Source organism: Streptomyces sp. NPDC007205 (genome assembly GCF_040634095.1).
GTDB lineage: Bacteria > Actinomycetota > Actinomycetes > Streptomycetales > Streptomycetaceae > Streptomyces.
Map to the genome: position 1 here is coordinate 42,363 of NZ_JBEYEW010000015.1, position 18,451 is coordinate 60,813.

At 71.9% G+C, this 18,451-nt stretch carries 20 protein-coding genes and 1 pseudogene; 5 read left to right on the top strand and 16 right to left on the bottom strand.

All coding sequences use genetic code 11. The annotated features are described in order from the left end of the window. The first annotated feature begins 357 nt into the window (after positions 1–357). Both rho and ABZ624_RS24225 read left to right on the top strand, forming a co-directional pair. A complete protein-coding gene (rho, locus tag ABZ624_RS24220) occupies positions 358–1,506 on the top strand; it encodes a transcription termination factor Rho (RefSeq protein WP_360092573.1) in 1,149 nt (382 codons plus the stop codon). A 101-nt stretch (positions 1,507–1,607) separates the two neighbouring features. After that, positions 1,608–2,777, top strand: a complete 1,170-nt coding sequence (locus ABZ624_RS24225) for a D-alanyl-D-alanine carboxypeptidase (protein ID WP_360092576.1) — start codon at positions 1,608–1,610, stop codon at positions 2,775–2,777. On the opposite strand, the gene ABZ624_RS24230 is transcribed toward ABZ624_RS24225, so the two are convergent. The 14 genes and pseudogenes from ABZ624_RS24230 to ABZ624_RS24295 all read right to left on the bottom strand — a co-directional run bounded on the left by ABZ624_RS24230 (position 2,666) and on the right by ABZ624_RS24295 (position 15,617). After that, the gene (locus tag ABZ624_RS24230) at positions 2,666–3,847 is read right to left on the bottom strand and encodes a glycosyltransferase 87 family protein (protein ID WP_360092579.1); all 1,182 of its coding nucleotides are present in this window, start codon (positions 3,845–3,847) and stop codon (positions 2,666–2,668) included. The two genes, ABZ624_RS24225 and ABZ624_RS24230, sit on opposite strands and share 112 nt — an antisense overlap. A gap of 35 nt (positions 3,848–3,882) precedes the next feature. Continuing rightward, entirely contained in the window at positions 3,883–5,277 is a 1,395-nt protein-coding gene (gene mptB / locus ABZ624_RS24235) for a polyprenol phosphomannose-dependent alpha 1,6 mannosyltransferase MptB (protein ID WP_360092582.1), read from the bottom strand. A 117-nt stretch (positions 5,278–5,394) separates the two neighbouring features. Next, complete coding sequence (locus ABZ624_RS24240; protein ID WP_360092585.1) at positions 5,395–6,333, bottom strand: glutaminase; 939 nt, start codon at positions 6,331–6,333, stop codon at positions 5,395–5,397. 50 nt (positions 6,334–6,383) lie between these two features. Further along, positions 6,384–7,793, bottom strand: coding sequence for an aspartate ammonia-lyase (gene aspA, locus ABZ624_RS24245; protein WP_360092588.1), 1,410 nt, complete (start codon positions 7,791–7,793; stop codon positions 6,384–6,386). Positions 7,794–7,890: 97 nt separating this feature from the next. After that, positions 7,891–8,907, bottom strand: a complete 1,017-nt coding sequence (locus ABZ624_RS24250) for an asparaginase (RefSeq protein ID WP_360092591.1) — start codon at positions 8,905–8,907, stop codon at positions 7,891–7,893. Positions 8,908–8,948: 41 nt separating this feature from the next. Then, entirely contained in the window at positions 8,949–10,388 is a 1,440-nt protein-coding gene (locus ABZ624_RS24255) for an amino acid permease (RefSeq protein WP_360092594.1), read from the bottom strand. Continuing rightward, positions 10,385–11,062, bottom strand: a complete 678-nt coding sequence (locus ABZ624_RS24260; RefSeq protein WP_351248188.1) for a FadR/GntR family transcriptional regulator — start codon at positions 11,060–11,062, stop codon at positions 10,385–10,387. The genes ABZ624_RS24255 and ABZ624_RS24260 overlap by 4 nt, the downstream gene beginning before the upstream one ends. Before the next feature lie 172 nt (positions 11,063–11,234). Beyond that, the gene (locus ABZ624_RS24265; protein WP_360092597.1) at positions 11,235–12,071 is read right to left on the bottom strand and encodes an undecaprenyl-diphosphate phosphatase; all 837 of its coding nucleotides are present in this window, start codon (positions 12,069–12,071) and stop codon (positions 11,235–11,237) included. 75 nt (positions 12,072–12,146) lie between these two features. After that, on the bottom strand, positions 12,147–12,521 hold the full coding sequence (gene crcB / locus ABZ624_RS24270) for a fluoride efflux transporter CrcB (RefSeq protein WP_360092600.1): 375 nt from the start codon (positions 12,519–12,521) through the stop codon (positions 12,147–12,149). Beyond that, positions 12,518–12,898 (bottom strand): DUF190 domain-containing protein, encoded by a 381-nt coding sequence (locus ABZ624_RS24275; protein ID WP_360092603.1) that lies wholly within the window; start codon positions 12,896–12,898, stop codon positions 12,518–12,520. The genes crcB (ABZ624_RS24270) and ABZ624_RS24275 overlap by 4 nt, the downstream gene beginning before the upstream one ends. Next, positions 12,895–13,356, bottom strand: coding sequence for a fluoride efflux transporter CrcB (crcB, locus tag ABZ624_RS24280; RefSeq protein WP_360092606.1), 462 nt, complete (start codon positions 13,354–13,356; stop codon positions 12,895–12,897). Before crcB (ABZ624_RS24280) ends, ABZ624_RS24275 begins: the two co-directional genes overlap by 4 nt. 67 nt (positions 13,357–13,423) lie before the next feature. Further along, positions 13,424–14,395: an SMP-30/gluconolactonase/LRE family protein gene (locus tag ABZ624_RS24285; protein WP_360092609.1), complete on the bottom strand. Its 972-nt coding sequence runs from the start codon at positions 14,393–14,395 to the stop codon at positions 13,424–13,426. Positions 14,396–14,460: 65 nt separating this feature from the next. Continuing rightward, positions 14,461–14,748, bottom strand: coding sequence for a helix-turn-helix transcriptional regulator (locus ABZ624_RS24290; RefSeq protein ID WP_360092612.1), 288 nt, complete (start codon positions 14,746–14,748; stop codon positions 14,461–14,463). Between the two features lie 187 nt (positions 14,749–14,935). Further along, positions 14,936–15,617 (bottom strand): annotated as a pseudogene (locus tag ABZ624_RS24295) (glycosyl hydrolase 53 family protein). A 58-nt stretch (positions 15,618–15,675) separates the two neighbouring features. Here ABZ624_RS24295 and ABZ624_RS24300 point away from each other — a divergent pair. From ABZ624_RS24300 to ABZ624_RS24310, 3 genes are all read left to right on the top strand, one after another. Then, complete coding sequence (locus ABZ624_RS24300) at positions 15,676–15,939, top strand: hypothetical protein (RefSeq protein ID WP_360092615.1); 264 nt, start codon at positions 15,676–15,678, stop codon at positions 15,937–15,939. Positions 15,940–16,058: 119 nt separating this feature from the next. Continuing rightward, complete coding sequence (locus ABZ624_RS24305) at positions 16,059–16,412, top strand: VOC family protein (protein WP_360092618.1); 354 nt, start codon at positions 16,059–16,061, stop codon at positions 16,410–16,412. 74 nt (positions 16,413–16,486) lie between these two features. Beyond that, positions 16,487–16,885 (top strand): MarR family transcriptional regulator, encoded by a 399-nt coding sequence (locus ABZ624_RS24310; RefSeq protein WP_360092621.1) that lies wholly within the window; start codon positions 16,487–16,489, stop codon positions 16,883–16,885. On the opposite strand, the gene pqqB is transcribed toward ABZ624_RS24310, so the two are convergent. Both pqqB and ABZ624_RS24320 read right to left on the bottom strand, forming a co-directional pair. Then, positions 16,882–17,766, bottom strand: a complete 885-nt coding sequence (gene pqqB, locus ABZ624_RS24315; RefSeq protein ID WP_360092624.1) for a pyrroloquinoline quinone biosynthesis protein PqqB — start codon at positions 17,764–17,766, stop codon at positions 16,882–16,884. The genes ABZ624_RS24310 and pqqB overlap by 4 nt on opposite strands. Before the next feature lie 148 nt (positions 17,767–17,914). Continuing rightward, on the bottom strand, positions 17,915–18,313 hold the full coding sequence (locus ABZ624_RS24320) for an SseB family protein (protein WP_360092627.1): 399 nt from the start codon (positions 18,311–18,313) through the stop codon (positions 17,915–17,917). Positions 18,314–18,451: the final 138 nt, after the last annotated feature.

Below are 18,451 nucleotides of genomic sequence, written 5' to 3' on the forward strand. Positions count from 1 at the left end.
ACACCCGCAGCCGTACGGCCCCCCGCTGCGTCCCGGGGGGCCGGGAGGGAACAGACGCGGACGCCGTCGTGTTGACCCCGACGCACGCACGGGTATAGTGCGATCAGCGCATGTGCGTGTCCCGTTGTACGGACACCGGTGCCCTTTCTCTCCATCAGCCCCTCGGCCAGGCTTCCGACCGGCCCGGGCTTCTTCTCCGCAGCACCTCGTGACCAGGGCGTCCACGCCGTATCCGAGGTGCCGTTCCCGCCGCCCGGAGGCAGCTGTCCACGCCTCCCGCTCGCGGCCTCTTCCCCTTCCCGCGCTCTTCTTCCGTCCGCAAGACGACCCACGCTCTTCCGTCCGTGAAAGGACCCCATGACCACCACACTCGAACACCCTCTCGTGGTCCAGCAGAACCCAGCCCCCCGGCTCGTCACCGGTGTCCTCGACATCGACGCGCACGGGAAGGGGCATCTGCGGGCCGGGCACCTGCTCGCTTCCCCCGCCGACACCCAGGTTCCGCCGGCCCTGATCCGGCGCCACGGGCTGCGCAAGGGCGACCTCGTCGAGGGCGTCCCGGGCGACCGGCGCGCCCTGGCCGAGGTCACGCGCGTCGACGGACGCGACCCGGCGGGCCTGCGCGGCCGGCGCCACTTCCGCGATCTCACCCCGCTCCATCCGCACGCCCGCATCCGCCTCGAACACCCCGCGTCCGGACCCGCCGGGCGGGTCACGGATCTCTTCGCGCCGGTCGGCAAGGGCCAGCGCGGACTCATCGTGGCCCCGCCGAAGAGCGGCAAGACGGTGCTGCTCCAGCAGCTCGCCGCCGCCGTGGCCGGCAACCACCCCGAGTGCCGGCTGATGGTCCTGCTGCTGGACGAGCGTCCCGAGGAGGTCACCGAGATGCGCCGCTCGGTGCGCGGCGAGGTGTACGCCTCCACCTTCGACCGGTCCCCCAAGGAGCACATCGCCCTCGCCGACCTCGTCGTCGAGCGGGCCAGGCGCCGGGTGGAGGCGGGCGAGGACGTCGTCGTCCTGCTGGACTCGCTGACCCGGCTGTGCCGGGCCCACAACAACGCCTCCGCGGCCGGCGGCCGTACGCTGAGCGGCGGTGTCGACGCGGGCGCGCTGCTCGGTCCCAAGCGGTTCTTCGGTGCCGCGCGCCAGGCCGAGGAGGGCGGCTCGCTGACCATCCTCGCCACCGTCCTGGTGGACACCGGCTCCCGCGCCGACGGCTACTACTTCGAGGAGCTGAAGAGCACGGGCAACATGGAGCTGCGGCTCGACCGCGAAGCCGCCGACCGCCGCCTCTTCCCCGCCGTGGACCTCGACGCCACCGGCACCCGCCGTGAGGAACTCCTGCTGGCTCCGGCCGAGTTGACGGCCGTACACGGCCTGCGCCGCGTCCTGCGCTCCCGCGAGAGCGGCCCGTCCGGTCTGGAGACCCTCCTGCAGCGGCTGCGCTCCACCCCCGACAACGCCGCGTTCCTGCGGCAGGTCCGGCCGACCCTGCCCACCGGCTGACCCCGCCCGCGGGCGGCCGGGGTGCGGCATCCGGGTTGCTCCGGTGGGCCGAACGGCCCCGACAGCGCGAGCGACGGCGACCCCGTTCGTACGTTGATCATATGTTCACAGCCCTTTCTCATCGGGCGGCCGGGGCGGCTTGTTCCCTGTGTGTGGCCGGCGTGCTGGCACTCGCGCCGGCCGCCGCCGCTGCCGGGCCCCGTGCCGGCGAGCCCGCACCGCCCGGACCCCGGGCGGCGATGCCCGGGCCGTCCCTGCTCTACCGCTCCGGCCCCCAGGTCCGGCCGCGCCGGGGCGCGCCCGAGGTGCCGGAGGTGTCGGCGCTGTCCTGGGTGGTGGCCGACGCGGACGGCGGGGAGGTGCTGGCCGCGAACGACGCGCACCGCAAGCTGCCGCCCGCGAGCACCCTGAAGACGCTGTTCGCCCTCACCGTGCTGCCGACGCTGCCCGCCGGGATGCAGCACACCGTGCGGGACGAGGAGCTGGCGGACATCGGTGCGGGCAGCAGCCTGGTCGGCGTCGAGGAGGGGCACTCCTACCAGGTGGCCGACCTGTGGCGCGGGGTCTTCCTCAGCTCCGGCAACGACGCGGTGCACGTGCTCGCCTCGCTGGACGGCGGCTGGGCGGCCACGGTCGCGCGGATGCAGGGCAAGGCACGCTCGCTCGGCGCCCTGGACACCCATGTCGTGTCCCCCGACGGCTATGACGCCCCCGGCCAGGTGTCCTCCGCCTACGACCTGGCGGTTTTCGGCCGGGCCGGGCTGCGCAATCCCGACTTCGCCCGCTACTGCTCCACCGCCCAGGCGCAGTTCCCCGGTGAGGGCTCGTCGTACGGCATCGAGAACACCAACCGGCTGCTGACCGGTGAGGACGGGGTGGCGCCGTATCCGGGGCTGATCGGCATCAAGAACGGCTACACCACCAATGCGGGCAACACCCTCGTGGCCGCGGCCCGACGGGGCGGGCGCACGCTGGTGGTCACTTTGATGAACCCTCAGGAGGGCGGCGGACTGGCCGTCTACGAGGAGGCACGCCAGCTGCTCGACTGGGGCTTCGCGGCGGCCGGGCGGGTGGATCCGGTCGGCTCGCTGGACGGGCTGCGCGCCAAGTCGTCCCCGGCGTCCGCCGCCGCACCGGTGGCCGCGGCCACCTCACAGGCTCAGGACGACGACTGGTCGGGTACCGCCGTCGTCGTGGGGCTCTCGGGGCTCGGCGCGGGAGCGGTGGCGCTGGCGTTGCGCGCCAAGGGCAGCCGTGGCGCGCGCGGCTGACCCGTCGGCAGGACGCACAGCAGGCCCAGCGTGATCCACGTGTAGGTGTTGCTGCCGAGGAAGCCGCCGACGCCCGAGGCGTCGTCGACCCACAGCCAGACCACGCTCGTGCACAGCACCGCGTACAGGGCGCCCGCGATCCGCCGGTGCCCGGCGCGGACCAGCACGGCGAAGGACGGCAGCAGCCACACCAGGTGGTGCACCCAGGTGATGGGGCTGACCAGGCAGGCCGCCGCCGCGGTGAGCGCGAAGGCCGCCGTCCAGTCGCCGGCCGTCACCGCTCTGCGGGCCCGCCATGCCCAGACGCACAGGGTCAGCAGGACCGCCGTCGCCCACAGCGGGCGGCCCGGCTCACCGAGGCGCGCCAGCACGCCCTGGAGCGACTGGTTCGACACATAGCCGAGCCGGCCCACCCGGCCGGTGTCCCACAGCGCCTCGGTCCAGTAGAAACGGGACGCCTCGGGGTCCGCCCAGGCGGCCAGCGCGGTCGCCGCGGCGGCGACGGCCGTGGCGAGGCCGGCCGCCCGGCGCCGTCCGGCGAGCAGCAGCAGGCCGATGAACAGGGCGGGCGTGAGCTTCACGGCGGCGGCGAGCCCGATCCCGGCACCGGCCAGGCGCTCCCGGCCGGTCGCCAGCAGCAGGCAGTCGCCGAGGACGAGGGCGAGCAGCACCAGGTTGACCTGGCCGAAGCTGAAGGTGTCCCGCAGCGGCTCGAACAGGGCGAGCAGACACAGGCTCAGCGACCACCGGTACCAGCCGTGCCGCCGCCAGTCGGGCCCGGCCAGGATCCGCAGGACCACCGCCAGCGCGGCCACGTTGACCAGCACGGACGCCACGATCGCCGAGGTACGGCCCAGCAGGGCCAGCGGCAGCATGGCGAGGGCCGCGAACGGCGGATAGGTGAAGCCGTACGAGGTGCCCGGCACCTGGTAGTCGTAGATCCGGCCGCCGTGGTGCACCCAGGTGTGCACGGTGCCGTAGTAGACGCGCAGGTCGAAGAAGCCGCGCAGCAGCGGCACGGTGGCGGTGAAGAGGGTGACGGCCGCGGCGAGGGCGAGGACGAGTCGCACACGGCCGCGGTCCGTACGGGGTCCCGGCGGGCCGTTCACGCCGTGCGTCCCGGTGCCGGGGCCTGGGCCGCCTGGTGGGCCTGCCACAGGACGACCACGCCGAGCACCCCGCCCAAGACGGCTAGCACCAGCTGGCCGGGGTCGGCCGGGCCGCCGCTCGGCAGGACGGCGAGGGCGAGGACGCCGGCCAGAGCCGCGACCCGGTGCCGTACGGAGGTGTCGGGCGCGCCGGCGGCGATGAGGAACAGGCCCCACAGCACGTACCAGGGTCGGATCGCCGGGCCGAACACGGCGACCGTCAGCAGGCTGAGCCCGAGGGCGTACTCCGGTCTCAGGCGCAGCCGGAGCCAGATCAGCGCTACGGCGACGGCGGTGGCCACGAGCCCGAGCAGGTGCCAGGCCGGGACGGCCAGCGGGGCCAGGCCGCTGCCGAGGTGTTTCAGCAGGGCGCCGGTGGCGCAGCCGGCCAGGCTGGTCAGGGCCCAGTTCTGCGGGGAGACCGGGGTGTCCAGGGCGCCGATCCAGCCGTAGCCGGTGCCGGCGACGGCGGTGGCGGCGACCGTGGTCAGGGCGGAGGCGCCCGCCGTGGTCAGGGTGGCCGTCAGCGGGCGGCGGCCGGAGCGGACCTGGAGGACCAGGACGGCGAGGAGGCCGAGGCCCGCTGGTGCCTTGACCAGCGCGGCGAGAGTGACGAGGACGGCGCCGAGGGCGGGCCGGCGACCGCGCGCGGCGACCAGTCCGAGACCGAGCAGGCCGAGCATGAGGGCGTCGTTGTGGGCCCCGGCCACCAGGTGCAGCAGGACCAGCGGATTGAGGGCGCCGAGCCACAGGGCGGCGGCCGGGTCGGCACCGCTGTGCCGGGCCAGGCGTGGGAGCGCCGCCGCCATCAGGGCCACACCGAGCAGGGCGAGCAGGCGCATGCCCAGCAGGCCGGCCGGGAGCCGGCCACGGGTCAGGCCCGCCAGGGCGGAGGCCACGGCCAGGAAGGCAGGCCCGTAGGGGGCGCCGGTGTGCTGCCACATCGGGGCGACCTCGTCGGCGAGCGGGCCGCCGAGCACGGCGGGCCCGTGGGCGTAGACGTCCATGTGGGCATCGGCCATGGCACCCTGCGCGAGGTAGCTGTAGACGTCCCGGCTGAACAGGGGCGGGGCGAGCAGCAGCGGGGCGGCCCACAGGGCGAGCACCAGCAGCAGGGCGCGCGGGGTGGGCGGCCGGGGGCCGCGCACCAGGCGGCCGAGGAGCACCCAGGCCGCGATGAGCAGCACGACACCGAAGTACACCCCGACCAGGCCGAGCGCGGCCCGCGCCGAGGCGGGTGCGAGGAGATCCTGTACGGGCAGGGCACCGGCTGTCTCACCGCCCAGCGCGAGGAAGGCGGTGCCGGCCAGCCCGAGCAGCCGGCAGTGGCGGAGATCGACGGGGAATGCCATGGCCAACACTGGCTCAGCGTGTCAATGCGGGGTGGCCGGGAGACGACGGTGGCCCTGCCGGGCGGAGGCGACGATGTAACCGGTGAGTGCGGTGTGCTGTCCTGTTGACAGGTCCCGTCAGAACACTGACAGACCAGTGAGCGTCGTGAAACGGTCCAGGGCCGCCACCCCCGCCACCGAGTTGCCGCGTTCGTCCAGGCCCGGGCTCCACACGCACAGCGTGCACCGGCCCGGTACGACGGCGATGATCCCGCCGCCGACGCCGCTCTTGCCGGGCAGCCCGACGCGGTAGGCGAAGTTCCCGGCCGCGTCGTACGTCCCGCAGGTCAGCATCACCGCGTTGACCTGCTTGGCCTGGCTGCGGGTGAGCAGGCGGCTGCCGTCGGCGCGTATGCCGTGGCGGGCGAGGAAGCCGGTGGCGAGGGCCAGGTCGGCGCAGGAGGCGGTGAGGGAACACTGCCGGAAGTACTGGTCGAGCAGGGCCGGCACGTCGTTGTCGATGTTGCCGTAGGACGCCATGAAATGGGCGAGGGCGGCGTTGCGGTCGCCGTAGGCGGTCTCGGAGGCGGCGACCTCCTCGTCGAAGTCCAGGGAGGCGTTGCCGCTCTCGGCACGCAGAAAGGCCAGCAGCTCGCCGGCCGCGTCTCCGGTACGGGTCTGGAGGCGGTCGGTGACGACGAGGGCGCCCGCGTTGATGAAGGGATTCCGCGGGATGCCGTTCTCGTACTCCAGCTGGACCAGCGAGTTGAAGGGGTTGCCGGAGGGCTCGCGGCCCACGTGCTCCCAGAGTTCGTCGCCCTCGCGGGCCAGGTCCAGGGCGAGCGTGAAGACCTTGGTGATGGACTGCGTGGAGAACGGCTCGCGCCACTCCCCCACCCCGTACACCGTGCCGTCCAGCTCGGCGACGGCCATGCCGAACCGGCGGGGGTCGAGGGCGGCGAGGGCCGGGATGTAGTCGGCGGCCCGGCCGCGGCCGGGCGTGCGTTCCATCTCCTCGGCGATGCGCTCCAGGACCGGCAGGAAGGTGAGGGACGACGTCGTTGTCATGATCACCATTGTGCCTCCCGCTCGCTCCCGGAGCGCAATCGGCCTTGCGTCGCCGCAGGTCAGGCGACCGGTGCTCCGCTGCCGGCGACGACCTCGGGGCGCAGCAGCTCGGCAAGCCGCTCGGCGGGGAGCAGGCCCTTCTCCAGTACCAGCTCGGCCACGCCCCGGCCCGTGACGAGGGCCTCCTTGGCGATGTCCGTCGCGGCCGTGTAGCCGATGTGCGGGTTGAGCGCGGTGACCAGGCCGATGGAGTTCTCGACGGTCGCGCGCAGCCGCTCGGTGTTGGCGGTGATGCCGTTCACGCACCGCTCGGCCAGCGTGAGACAGGCGCTGCGCAGGTGTGTGATCGACTCGGACAGGGAGTGCAGGATGATCGGCTCGAAGGCGTTGAGCTGGAGCTGTCCGGCCTCGGCGGCCATGGTGATGGCGACGTCGTTGCCGATCACCTCGAAGGCGACCTGGTTGACCACCTCGGGGATCACCGGGTTGACCTTGCCCGGCATGATGGACGAACCGGCCTGCACCGGCGGCAGGTTGATCTCGCCGAGGCCCGCGCGCGGCCCGGAGGACAGCAGCCGCAGGTCGTTGCAGCTCTTGGAGAGCTTGACCGCGATCCGTTTGAGCACACCGGACATCTGGACGAACGCGCCGCAGTCCTGGGTGGCCTCGACCAGGTTGGCGGCGGTGACCAGTGGCAGCCCGGTGATCGCCGACAGGTGCCGGCGGGCGGCCTCGGCGTATCCGGCGGGCGCGTTGAGCCCCGTGCCGATCGCCGTGGCGCCCAGGTTGATCTCATGGATCAGCTCGACGGCCTCGGCGAGACGGCTGCGGTCCTCCTCGATCATGACGGCATAGGCGGAGAACTCCTGGCCGAGCGTCATCGGCACGGCGTCCTGCAGCTGTGTACGGCCCATCTTGAGCACGTCACGGAACTCGACCGCCTTACGGGCGAACGCGTCCTGGAGTACGGCCATCGCCTTGAGCAGTCCACGCACCGCGAAGACCGTCGCTATCTTGACGGCGGTCGGGTAGACGTCATTGGTCGACTGACCGAGGTTGACGTGCTCGTTGGGGTGCAGGTACGCGTACCGGCCCTTCTCGTGCCCGAGCAGTTCCAGCGCACGGTTCGCCACGACCTCGTTGGCGTTCATGTTCGTGGACGTGCCGGCGCCGCCCTGGATGACGTCGACGACGAACTGCTCGTGCAGCTTGCCCGCCCGGATCTCCTGGCAGGCGGCGACGATCGCGCCCGCCTTCTCCGGCGCCAGCAGGCCGAGTTCCTCGTTGGCGAGAGCGGCGGCCTCCTTGACGGCGGCCAGGGCGTCGATCAGATGCGGGTATGCGGAGATCGGGGTGCCCGTGATGGGGAAGTTCTCCGTCGCGCGCAGGGTGTGCACACCCCAGTACGCGTCGGCGGGTACGTCACGGTCGCCGAGCAGATCGTGTTCGCTGCGGGTGGGCGAGGTCATGAGGGTACGGTCCTCTTTCTGAGGTACAGAGGTGACGGCGCCCCTGGGGGGCGCGGGGCTGTGTCGGTCCGCGGCCACCGCCGCGTGGGCGCGATCGCTACGCGCAGGCGGTGAACGGAACGGGGTCGAGCGCACGCACCGCACGCACACATCCCACCGGCTCCCCACCCCCGAGCAGCGGCTCACCCGCGAACTCGGTCAGCAGGTCGGGATCCACGCCCGCGCGAGCGAGCGCGGCCGCCGCCACCGGAATCCGCGCCCGGTTCGCACCGTCAGCGATCTTGACGGCGATCGCCCGGCCGTCGGGCAGCGCGGCAACCTGAACGCCCTCGAACCCGTCCTTGGTGAGCAATCCAGGAACGGCCCTCATCAGCGAAGCAACATCACGGCCTGCGCCGGAGGCCATCTCGGCGTGCGAGCGCATCGCGTCGGCGACCCGTGCCTCGGGCGTCCCGGGGGCCGCCGAGGTGATGCGGGACAGGGCGCGGGCGAGCCCGTGCAGGGAGATGGCGAACAGTGGAGCCCCGCAGCCGTCCACGGTGACCCGGGCGACCCGCTGGCCGGTCAGGTCCTCGACGATCTCCTCGATCGCCTGCTGCAGCGGGTGCTTCGGGTCGAGGTAGTCCTGAAGGGACCAGCCGTTGAGCTTGGCGGTCCACAGCATGGCCGCGTGCTTGCCGGAGCAGTTCTGGGCGAGCCGGGAGGGCGTGCGGCCCTCGCGCACCCAGGCGTCCCGGACGGCCGGGTCGAAGGGCATGTCGGCGACGTTGCGCAGGTCGTGCTCGGTCAGTCCGGCGAGGTCGAGGATGCGCCGGGTGCCGGCGAGGTGGCGTTCCTCGCCGGAGTGGCTGGCCGCGGCGAGGGACAGCAGCTCGCCGTCGAGCGGCAGTCCGGCCCGCAGCATGGCCACGGCCTGGAGGGGCTTGACGGCCGAGCGCGGGTAGAAGGCGGCCTCGATGTCGCCGAGCTGGAACTCCACCCGGCCGTCGGCGCCGAGGACGACGACGGAGCCGTAGTGGATGCCCTCGACGACCCCGCCGCGGACGAGGTGGGCGACGGGCGCGTGGAGGGGTTCGCGTATGACGGGTGCGTCGGCGGGGGAACTGCTGTACATCACTGCCTGTATCGAGGGGTCGGGGCGGTCCGGGGCGCGGGTCACGCGTCGGCGCCGGTGGATGTGCGCGCTATGCGGCCGCGGATGGCGTACCAGCCCACGACCAGCGCTGCGGCGATCAGCGGCAGACAGAGCACGGTGGTGCGTCCGGCGCCGCCGTCGGCGTACATGAGGACCAGGACGGAGGCGAGGAACGCCAGCGTCACGAGTTCGGTCCAGGGGGAGCCCGGCAGCCGGTAGGACGGCCGGGTCAGTTCGCCCTTCTGGGTCTTCCGCCAGAAGAGGGCGTGGCAGACCATGATCATGCCCCAGGTCGCGAGGATGCCGATCGCCGCGAAGTTGAGGACGATCTCGAACGCGTCGGCGGGGACGACGTAGTTGAGACCCACGCCGAGGACGCAGATGCCGCTGGTGAGCAGGATTCCGCCGTACGGGACCTGACTGCGGCTCATCTTCGCGGTGAACTTGGGGGCCGAGCCGCTCATGGCCATGGAGCGCAGGATGCGGCCGGTGGAGTACAGGCCGGAGTTGAGCGAGGACATGGCGGCGGTCAGCACGACCAGGTTCATCACGCCGCCGGCCGCCGGGACGCCGATGTTCGACAGGACGGTCACGAACGGGCTCTCACCGGCGCTGTACTCGTTCCAGGGCAGCAGCATCGAGAGCAGGACGACGGAGCCGACGTAGAACACGCCCACGCGCCACATGATCGAGTTGATCGCCTTCGGCATGATCTTCTCGGGGTTCTCGGTCTCGCCGGCGGCGACGCCGACCAGCTCGACGGAGGCGTAGGCGAAGACGACACCCTGGATGATCAGCAGCATGGGCAGCAGACCGTTGGGGAAGACGCCGCCGCTGTCGGTGATCAGGGCCGGGCCGGGGTGGTGGCCGTCGACCGGGTGCTGGGTGACCAGCAGGAAGATGCCGATGCACATGAAGACGACGAGCGCGCCGACCTTGACGATGGCGAACCAGAACTCCAGTTCGCCGAACACCTTGACCGAGATCAGATTGACGGTCAACACGACAGCCAGGGCGATCAATGCGATCAACCATTGAGGGATGTCCGAGAACATGCCCCAGTAGTGCGTGTACGTGGCGACCGCGGTGATGTCGGCGATGCCGGTGGTCGCCCAGTTCAGAAAGTACATCCAGCCCGCGGTGTAGGCGCCCTTCTCCCCCAGGAACTCCCGGGCGTACGACACGAAGGCGCCGGAGGAGGGGCGGTACAGGACGAGTTCGCCGAGGGCCCGGACGACCAGGAAGGCGAAGACGCCGCAGACGGCGTACGCGATGAAGAGGGAGGGACCGGCGTCGGCGAGCCGGCCGCCCGCGCCGAGGAAGAGGCCGGTGCCGATGGCACCGCCGATGGCGATCATGTTGACGTGCCGGTGCTTGAGGCCTTTGCTGTAGCCGGCGTCTCCGGCGTCGACATGGCCGGACGAGGGGCGCGTCTCGTCTTTGAGGTGCTGCTCGCTCACGCCTCGGGTCCGCCTTCCGTGGGGAGGTCCGTGCGCGCGGGGCGCACGATGTCGGTGAGGGTCGTCTCGACGCGGTCCAGGTGGTGACTCATGGCCTCCACGGCGTCGAGTTCGGAACCGTCGATCAGCGCCTCGACGATCGCCCGGTGCTCGCGGTTGGACTGTTCGCGACGGCCGCCCAGCTCGTTGAGGAAGGCCGACTGACGCGCCAGTGCGTCGCGGATCTCCTCGATGACCCGGCGGAAGACCGGGTTCTGGGCGGCCTCGGCGACGGCGAGGTGGAAGAGCGTGTCCATCGCGACCCACGCGGTGGTGTCCGTCTCCCGCTCCATGCGGTCGAGCAGGTGGGCCAGGTGGTCCAGGTTCTCGGGTGTGCGGCGCAGGGCCGCGTATCCGGCGACCGGTATCTCGATGTGCCGGCGCACCTCCAGCAGGTCGCTGGCCGCGTAGTCGCCGAAGGTGGGGTCCTCGACGGCGGTGGCGACGACGAAGGTGCCCTTGCCGGTCCGGGAGACCGTCAGGCCCATCGTCTGCAGCGCGCGCAGCGCCTCGCGGAGCACGGGCCGGGACACCTCGAGGGTGCGGCACAGCTCGGCCTCGGAGGGGAGCTTGTCGCCTATGGCGTACTCGCCGCGCTCGATGGCACCGCGGAGGTGGGCGAGGACCGCTTCCATGGCGCTGACACGCCGGGGTCCCCTCCCACCTGTCTGGCTGTCTGACAGGTTCACGGGAGCGATCCTGCGGGTTGCCCGCCGGGACTGTCAAGACGTGCCGTAAGGAAACATTCACGGGGTGCGGCGCCTGAAAGCAGGCATCCGCACCCCGTGGGTGATCAGGAGGATTCGGTCAGGCGTTGAGCGTGCCCGTGGCGAGCAGGCCGAGCAGGCCCACGCCGATGATGATCCGGTAGATCACGAAGGCGTTGAAGGAGTGCTTGGCGACGAACTTCAGCAGCCAGGCGATCGAGGCGTAGGCGACGACGAAGGAGACGATGGTGCCGACGGCCAGCGGGGCGGCGCCCACGCCCGCGCCGAGGGCGTCCTTCAGCTCGTAGATACCGGCGCCGGTCAGGGCCGGGATGCCGAGGAAGAACGACAGACGGGTGGCGGCGACGCGGTCGAGGTCCAGGATGAGCGCGGTGGACATGGTGGCGCCGGAGCGGGAGAAACCAGGGAAGAGCAGGGCGAGGATCTGGGAGCAGCCGACCCACATCGCGTCCTTGAAGGAGGTGTCGTCCTCACCGCGCTTGTGCCGGCCCATCTGGTCCGCGCACCACATCACGACGGAGCCGAGGATGAGCGAGCCGGCGACGACCCAGAGGGAGCCCAGCGGACCGTCGATCAGCGGCTTGGCGGCAAGGCCCACCACGACGATCGGAATGGTCGCGGCGATGACCCACCAGGCGAACTTGTAGTCGTGGTGGTAGCGCTCCTCGCGGTTGGTCAGACCGCGGAACCAGGCGGAGACGATCCGCTTGATGTCCTTGAAGAAGTACACGAGCACGGCGGCGATGGCGCCGACCTGGATGACGGCGGAGAACCCGACGACGGACTTGTCGTCGACCGGGATGTTCATGAGTCCCTCGGTGATCTTCAGGTGACCCGTGGAGGACACCGGGAGGAACTCGGTCACCCCCTCGACTACTCCGAGGACGACGGCCTGACCGACGGAGATGGCGCTCATGAGATCCAGTTCTGAGGAGAGTTGGTCGACAGTGTTGTAGACAGTACTTGCTGCGTCCGGCGGTCTGGCAAGCGCCTAGGCCCACAGGGCGCCGGCGAGCGAGACCCCGGCGAAGGCCGCGGTGAGCCCCGCCGCGACGCTCGCGACGACGTTGACGGCAGCGTAGAGGCCGGAGCCGGCCTCGGTAAGGCGCAGGGTCTCGTAGGAGAAGGTCGAGTACGTCGTCAGCGCGCCGCACAGCCCCGTGCCGATGAGGAGCTGCAGGTGGGGCCCGGCGGCCCCGGCGGAGACGGCGCCCGTGAGCAGCCCGAGGACCAGCGAGCCGGTGACGTTCACCACGAAGGTGCCCCAGGGGAAGACCGAGTCGTGGCGGCCCTGCACGGCCCTGTCCGTGAGATAGCGCAGCGGTGCGCCGACCATGGCCCCCGCGATGACCAGCAGCCAGTTCACAACGACTTCTTACCCTTCGGATCCGTGTCCCCCGGCCCGGCGGAGCGTCCCACATACCGGACGACCTCGCATTCCTCCAGGGTCACCAGACCCTCGTCGACGAGTTCGTCGAGCTGTGGCAGGAATGCCCGTACGCGCTCCTCGCTGTCCACGACGACGACCGCCACGGGCAGGTCCTCGCTCAGCGACAGCAGGCGGGAGGTGTGGATGCGGGAGGAGGCGCCGAAGCCCTCGATGCCCCGGAAGACGCTCGCCCCGGCGAGTCCGGCCGCGTGGGCGCGGTGCACGATCTCGGAGTAGAGGGGCTTGTGGTGCCAGGTGTCGTCCTCGCCGATGTGGACGGTCAGCCTGAGGGCGGGGCCGCTGAGTGATGTCATCGCTGCCTCCTGACCAGCACCCGGCGGGCGGCGGCCGAGGCGAGCCACACCGCGGCGAGGGCCGCGCACAGCGTCGCGGCGAGATAGGCGAACCCGAGCCCGGGGCGGCCGGCGTCGACGAGCTTGCGGATGTCGACGGCGTAGGTGGAGAAGGTGGTGAAGCCGCCGAGCACACCGGTGCCGAAGAAGGGGCGTACGAGGCGGTGCGCGGCCCATACGTCGGTGATCAGCACCATGAAGACACCGATCATCGCGCAGCCGATGACATTGGTCGAGAAGGTCGCCCAGGGGAAGCCGCCGGGCGGTGGGGGCCAGGCGAGGCTGAGCCCGTAACGGGCGCACGCGCCGAGGGCGCCGCCTACGGCGACCACCGCGACGACGGGTATCTGGTGATGCCATGCGGACCGCCGCCGTGGCGTGGGGCGGACACGGAGGCTCTCGGCTCCCGGGGCTGTCATGCGCTTGCTTCTCCTGTTCGGCCTGCCCCGACGGGTGATCACGGCCGGGCACCAGCCTACCGCCGTGTCAGGGGGCTGCGGGCCGCGCGCAGACCGCGACGCCGGGCTCCCGGAGGCTGCCGAGGACCAGGTGGTCCCCGGTCGCGCAGACGCTGGTGACCATGCGGAAGCCGGAGCGGCGGCGGGTGAGGTGGTGCACGGTCCGTCCGGCGTCGTCGAGGGCCATGACCCCGATCGTTCCGCTCGGGCGGTAGGGCGCGTGGACGGCGGTCCGGGCGGCGGCGCCGCGCACGGAGGGCGGGGTGCGGTGCAGGAGGTCCAGCGGCGGGACCCGGGGACTGGCGAGCGCGACCCAGAGCGGACCGTCGGGGCCCTCGCGCCAGAGGTTGTCCGGCATGCCGGGAAGCGCGGCGAAGAGGTCGGTGCGGCCGGCGTGCGGGCCGGTGAGGTGGTAGCGGATCAGCCGGCAGGCACCGGTCTCGGCGATCACCAGGAAGGCACCGTCGCCGCCGGCTGCCAGACCGTTGGCGAACTGCAGCCCGTCCAGGAGGACTTCCGGCTCACCGCCCTCGGGGGGAAGGCGCAGCAGACGTCCCGTGCCGGTGTGTTCGACGATGTCACCGATCCACTGGTCCAGCGGGTAGCGGCGGCTGGAGACGGTGAAGTACACGGTGCCGTCCGGCAGGGCGACGACGTTGCTGCAGAAGCGGAGCCGCTCCCCCGCCACCGAGTCCGCGAGCACGCGCACGGTGCCGCCGGTGCCTTCGGGGGCCGGGTCGACGCGCAGCAGGCCGCGTTCCGCGTCGCACACCAACACACCGCCGTCCGGGAGCGGTTCGAGTCCGAGCGGACGGCCGCCGGTCTCGGCCAGCACCTCCACACGGGCGGTGCGCGGGTCGCCGAGATGGTGGACGCGCAGGATCCGCCCGTCCTCCGCTCCGGTCAGCACGCGTCCGTGCGCGTCGGCCACCACGTCCTCCGGGCCCCGGGCGCCCAGCGAGACGTAGTGGAGCGGGACGAGTGCCGTCGGTCGGTCCATGCGAGGTGCCCTTTCGCCGTCGGTCGCCCCTCCTGCCCGGCCACTCTCTCCTGCCCGGCCTCCGATCACCACCCCTTCTCGAACATCCGGGCCACCTCGGCGATGCGGATCTCGTCGCGCCGGTAGTAGGTGCGGCAGCGGAGGCGGCGGGCGCGCAGTACGCCGAGGCGGGTGAGGAAGTCCAGGTGGGCGACGGCGGTCCGGCGGGGTACGCCCAGCTTGACGGCCACGGCCCGCGCGGTGACGCCTCTCTCGACGGAGTCGCGGCGACAGTGCGCCGGGAAGTGGGCCGCCGGGTCCTTGAGCCACTCCAGGATGGTCTGCCGCATCCGGCCCGAGGGAGTTCCCATCATCCGTCCGCCTCCGTCCCCGGCCTCCTCATACGCAGTCTTCCCACTGTCGCCCGGGCGACTCCGCCGCGCCCGGGAGTCGTCGGTCGTTGTCCGGTACCGAACGGCCGTACGACCGCGGAGCGCCGTCCGGCCCCGGAAACACGGCGGGCCCCGGCCGCCCCCCACGGCCGGACCCCGCACCGGTGGTTCAGCGGTGGCTGAACGACGTCATGGAGGACAGCGCCTTGCCGTCGTAGCCGAACAGGGCCTGGTTCTCCCAGCCGTTGCCGGAGGTGGCGTCGGTCGGGTCCCAGCCGTTGCCGGGGACGGCGGTCCAGCCAACTGGCTCCAGTGGTCCGTCGATCCCTCGGACCACAGGATGCCGCCGTTGATCTCATTGCCGGTCTGGACCATGTCGGCGGTGGTGCCTTGCGCCTTCAAGGCGTTCAACACGTCGTACGTGTGGTTGTACACGTCCGTCTTGAGGACGATAGGGGCAGATCGGTTCGCTGTTCCGCACTCCCGCAATTCTTGAGGGCTATGTACGCGGCGTTCTGCCCACCGCTGGAGCGGACGCAGGCGGTCAACGTGTAGGTGCCGTTGGTCAGGCCCGGCAGGTACTGGTACGTCTCCACCTTGTAGGCCGAGGAGGAGTACTGGGTCAGGCGGTAACTCCCGCTGTGCCCGCCGGACTCGGTGAACGAGGCACCGGTGTCGCCGTACTCGGACCAGCCGGCGGGCGCGGCCACACCTGAACCGTCCGACTCGAAGCCGCCGTTGGTGAGAGTGCTCGCGGCCTGGGCGGTCTGGGCGGGCAGGGCGGTGAGGGCGAGCCCGGCCGCGAGCGGCGGCGGCAGGACCCTGATGGTGCGTCTGGGATGGAACTTCATCGTCCGTCGTCCCTTCGACGTGACCGGGGAGGGGGTGACCCCGTGCCAGGTGACGGTGATGACGGTGACGTCGATGGCGGTGCTCGGCGTCATCGGGTCGGTGCTGGGCATCCCGGTGGGCATCGCCGCCTATGAGGTGGTGATCCCGCGGATGGCAGCGGGGATCGACATCACCCTGCCGTCGTACATGACGGACGTCTGGCAGGTGTCCGAGCTGGCCGGACTGGCTCTCACGGGACTCGTGATCGCCGTCGTCGGTGCCCTGGTGCCCGCCCGGCGGGCCGCCCGCCTCACCGTCTCGGAGGTCCTGCACAACGAGTAGGGGTGCCGGGGAACCGGCAAGCGGTCAGGATTGAAGAAGCCGCCGCGGGCTCCCCGGTCCTAGCGTGAAGTGCACCGACGGAAGACCCGTCGGCCCCGTACCTCGTGAAGGAGAGTCCCATGACCGCCGCCGGCCTGCAGACGATCATCTACCCCGTCAAGGACAAGGACCGGTCCAAGGCCCTGTTCACCGCCCTGCTCGGCGTCGAGCCGTATGTGGACGAGCCCTATTACGTCGGTTTCAAGGCCGAGGGACAGGACATCGGCCTCGACCCGAACGGGCATGCCCAGGGCTTGACCGGGCCGGTGCCGTTCTGGCACGTCACCGACCTCCGGGAGCGGCTCGCGGCACTGCTGGAGGCGGGCGCCGAAGTGGTCCAGGACGTGCGGGACGTCGGCAACGGCAGGCTCGTCGCCTCGGTGAAGGACCCGGACGGCAACCTGGTCGGTCTCCTCCAGGACCCGGTCGCCTGAGCGCGGAGCCGCGTGCTTGCACCCACACTAGTTGCACACTCAATGATTGAGGGGATCGGTGCTACGGTGCGGGTATGGCAGTCAAGACGGCCGACGCCCGGCTCGAGGAACGGTGGCGGGACATCCTCGCCGTGCACGCGCGCACGATGTGCGAGATCGACCGGGCCCTGCACCCGCACGGGCTGGGCGCCAGCGACTTCGAGGTGCTGGACATCCTGGCCTCCGAGTCGCCCGCGGAGGGCGACCAGTGCCGGGTGCAGAACCTGGTCGGACGGGTGCACCTCAGCCAGAGCGCGCTGTCCCGGCTGATCGGCCGGCTGGAGAAGGACGGGCTGGTGGAGCGCTCGGTGTGTGCGGAGGACCGGCGCGGGGTGTGGGTGGCGCTCACCGGCAAGGGCCGCGCGCTGCACGCCGAGGTGCTGCCGCTGCAGCGCGCCGTGCTGCAGCGCATGCTCAGCGAGCAGCAGGATTAGAGCAGCAGCTCGGCCCCGTCGGGCAGGACCTCGACGCCCTCCTCGGCGGCACGCGCGTGCGCCGGTGACGCCGGGTCGAGGAGCGGATTCGTGTGGTCGAGGTGGGTGTAGATCCGGCGTGCGCCGGGATGGCGGGCCAGGGCGGCGAGAGAACCGTCCGGGCCCGTGACGGGCAGATGTCCGCCGGCTCGCCCGGCGCCCGACCGCACCGCCGTGCCCATCTCGCCGGCCGCGAAGAAGGTGCCGTCGAGCAGAATGCAGTCGGCCTGGGCGCACAGCTCCTCCAGCGCCGGGCTCCAGACACTCACACAGGGCGCGTACACCAGCACTCCCCCGCTGGCCAGGTCCTCGACGCGGTACGCCGTCACCCACGGGCCGGCCGGTTGCGGCGCCTGCGCCGGTAGGTACGCCGGGATCTTCCCGCCCACCGGACGGGCCGTGACCACCAGCCCGCCGGCCAGCACGAACCCGCCCTCTGCCAGGCCGTCCGGCCACTCCCAGCGGACGTAACGGTCCAGGGCGGCGCGGGCGGGGGCCAGGACGGTGCGGACCGGCGGGGCGGCGTAGACCTTCAGGCCCGCCGCGCCCCGCAGCTCGGCCAGGCCGCTGACGCGGTCGGGCTCGGCGTCGGTGAGCAGGACACCGCGCAGCGGGGTGTCCCGGGGACCGGGTCCCGGCCGGAGCGCCGGTGTGGCGGTGAGCTGGGTGCGCAGGTCCGGCGAGGCGTTCAGCAGCCACCAGTCGCGGCCGTTGCCGGTGACGGCCGCGCATTCCTGTGTACGGGAGGGCAGCCGGCCGTCCCGGGCGGCCGTGCACAGCGCGCAGGCGCAGTTCCACTGCGGGAAGCCGCCGGCGGCGGTGCCCAGCAGGACGACCTTCACGGCATCGGCTCCTTCGCGCACCGCGCTTCTGTCTCTCGACGGGGATCTTTCCCTGCAGGAGACGTGGGGACCACCCCTTGGGAGGGGGACAGTTCCGGCCGTTCTCTGTCGGGTCGCTCGGGGTCGATGTGCCTGGTACGGCGCCTGATCACCGCACCAACAAGGTGCGTACCCCCTGTGACGTGAGGGTCAGGGCGTGGGTGGAGTTGCCGTCGATGGCCAGGGAGAGGTCCTCGTCGGGCCACTGGGAGGCCAGGGCGCCCAGTGGTATGAGGCGGTAGCGGGAGACGAACGGCAGCAGTCCGGTCATCTCGCCCTCCGTGGTGAACACGGGGACGACCGGGTCGCCTCCGGGCTGTTCGAGGACGGGCAGGGCCACGCTCGTGGCATCGGCGCCCTCCCCGTCGATCGCGTCGTCCGGTACGGGGACGAGCACGTCACTGTGGGCGAGGACGTCCAGCGCGGCCTGGTCCTCGGCGTTCACGGCCAGCGCGTCCAGCGCCTGCTGGGCCGGCGTCGGCAGGTCGTCTCGTGCGGGTGTCTCCATGGCAGATCCCCAGGTAGCGGCGGTCGTACGGGCCACCCGGGACGGTTGTGCCCGGGCGTGCTCCCGCCTCGCGTACCCGGTGGGCGGCGGGGCATGCGTGAGGATCGGCGGAGGTGCGGTGGGGGGCCTGCCTGACCA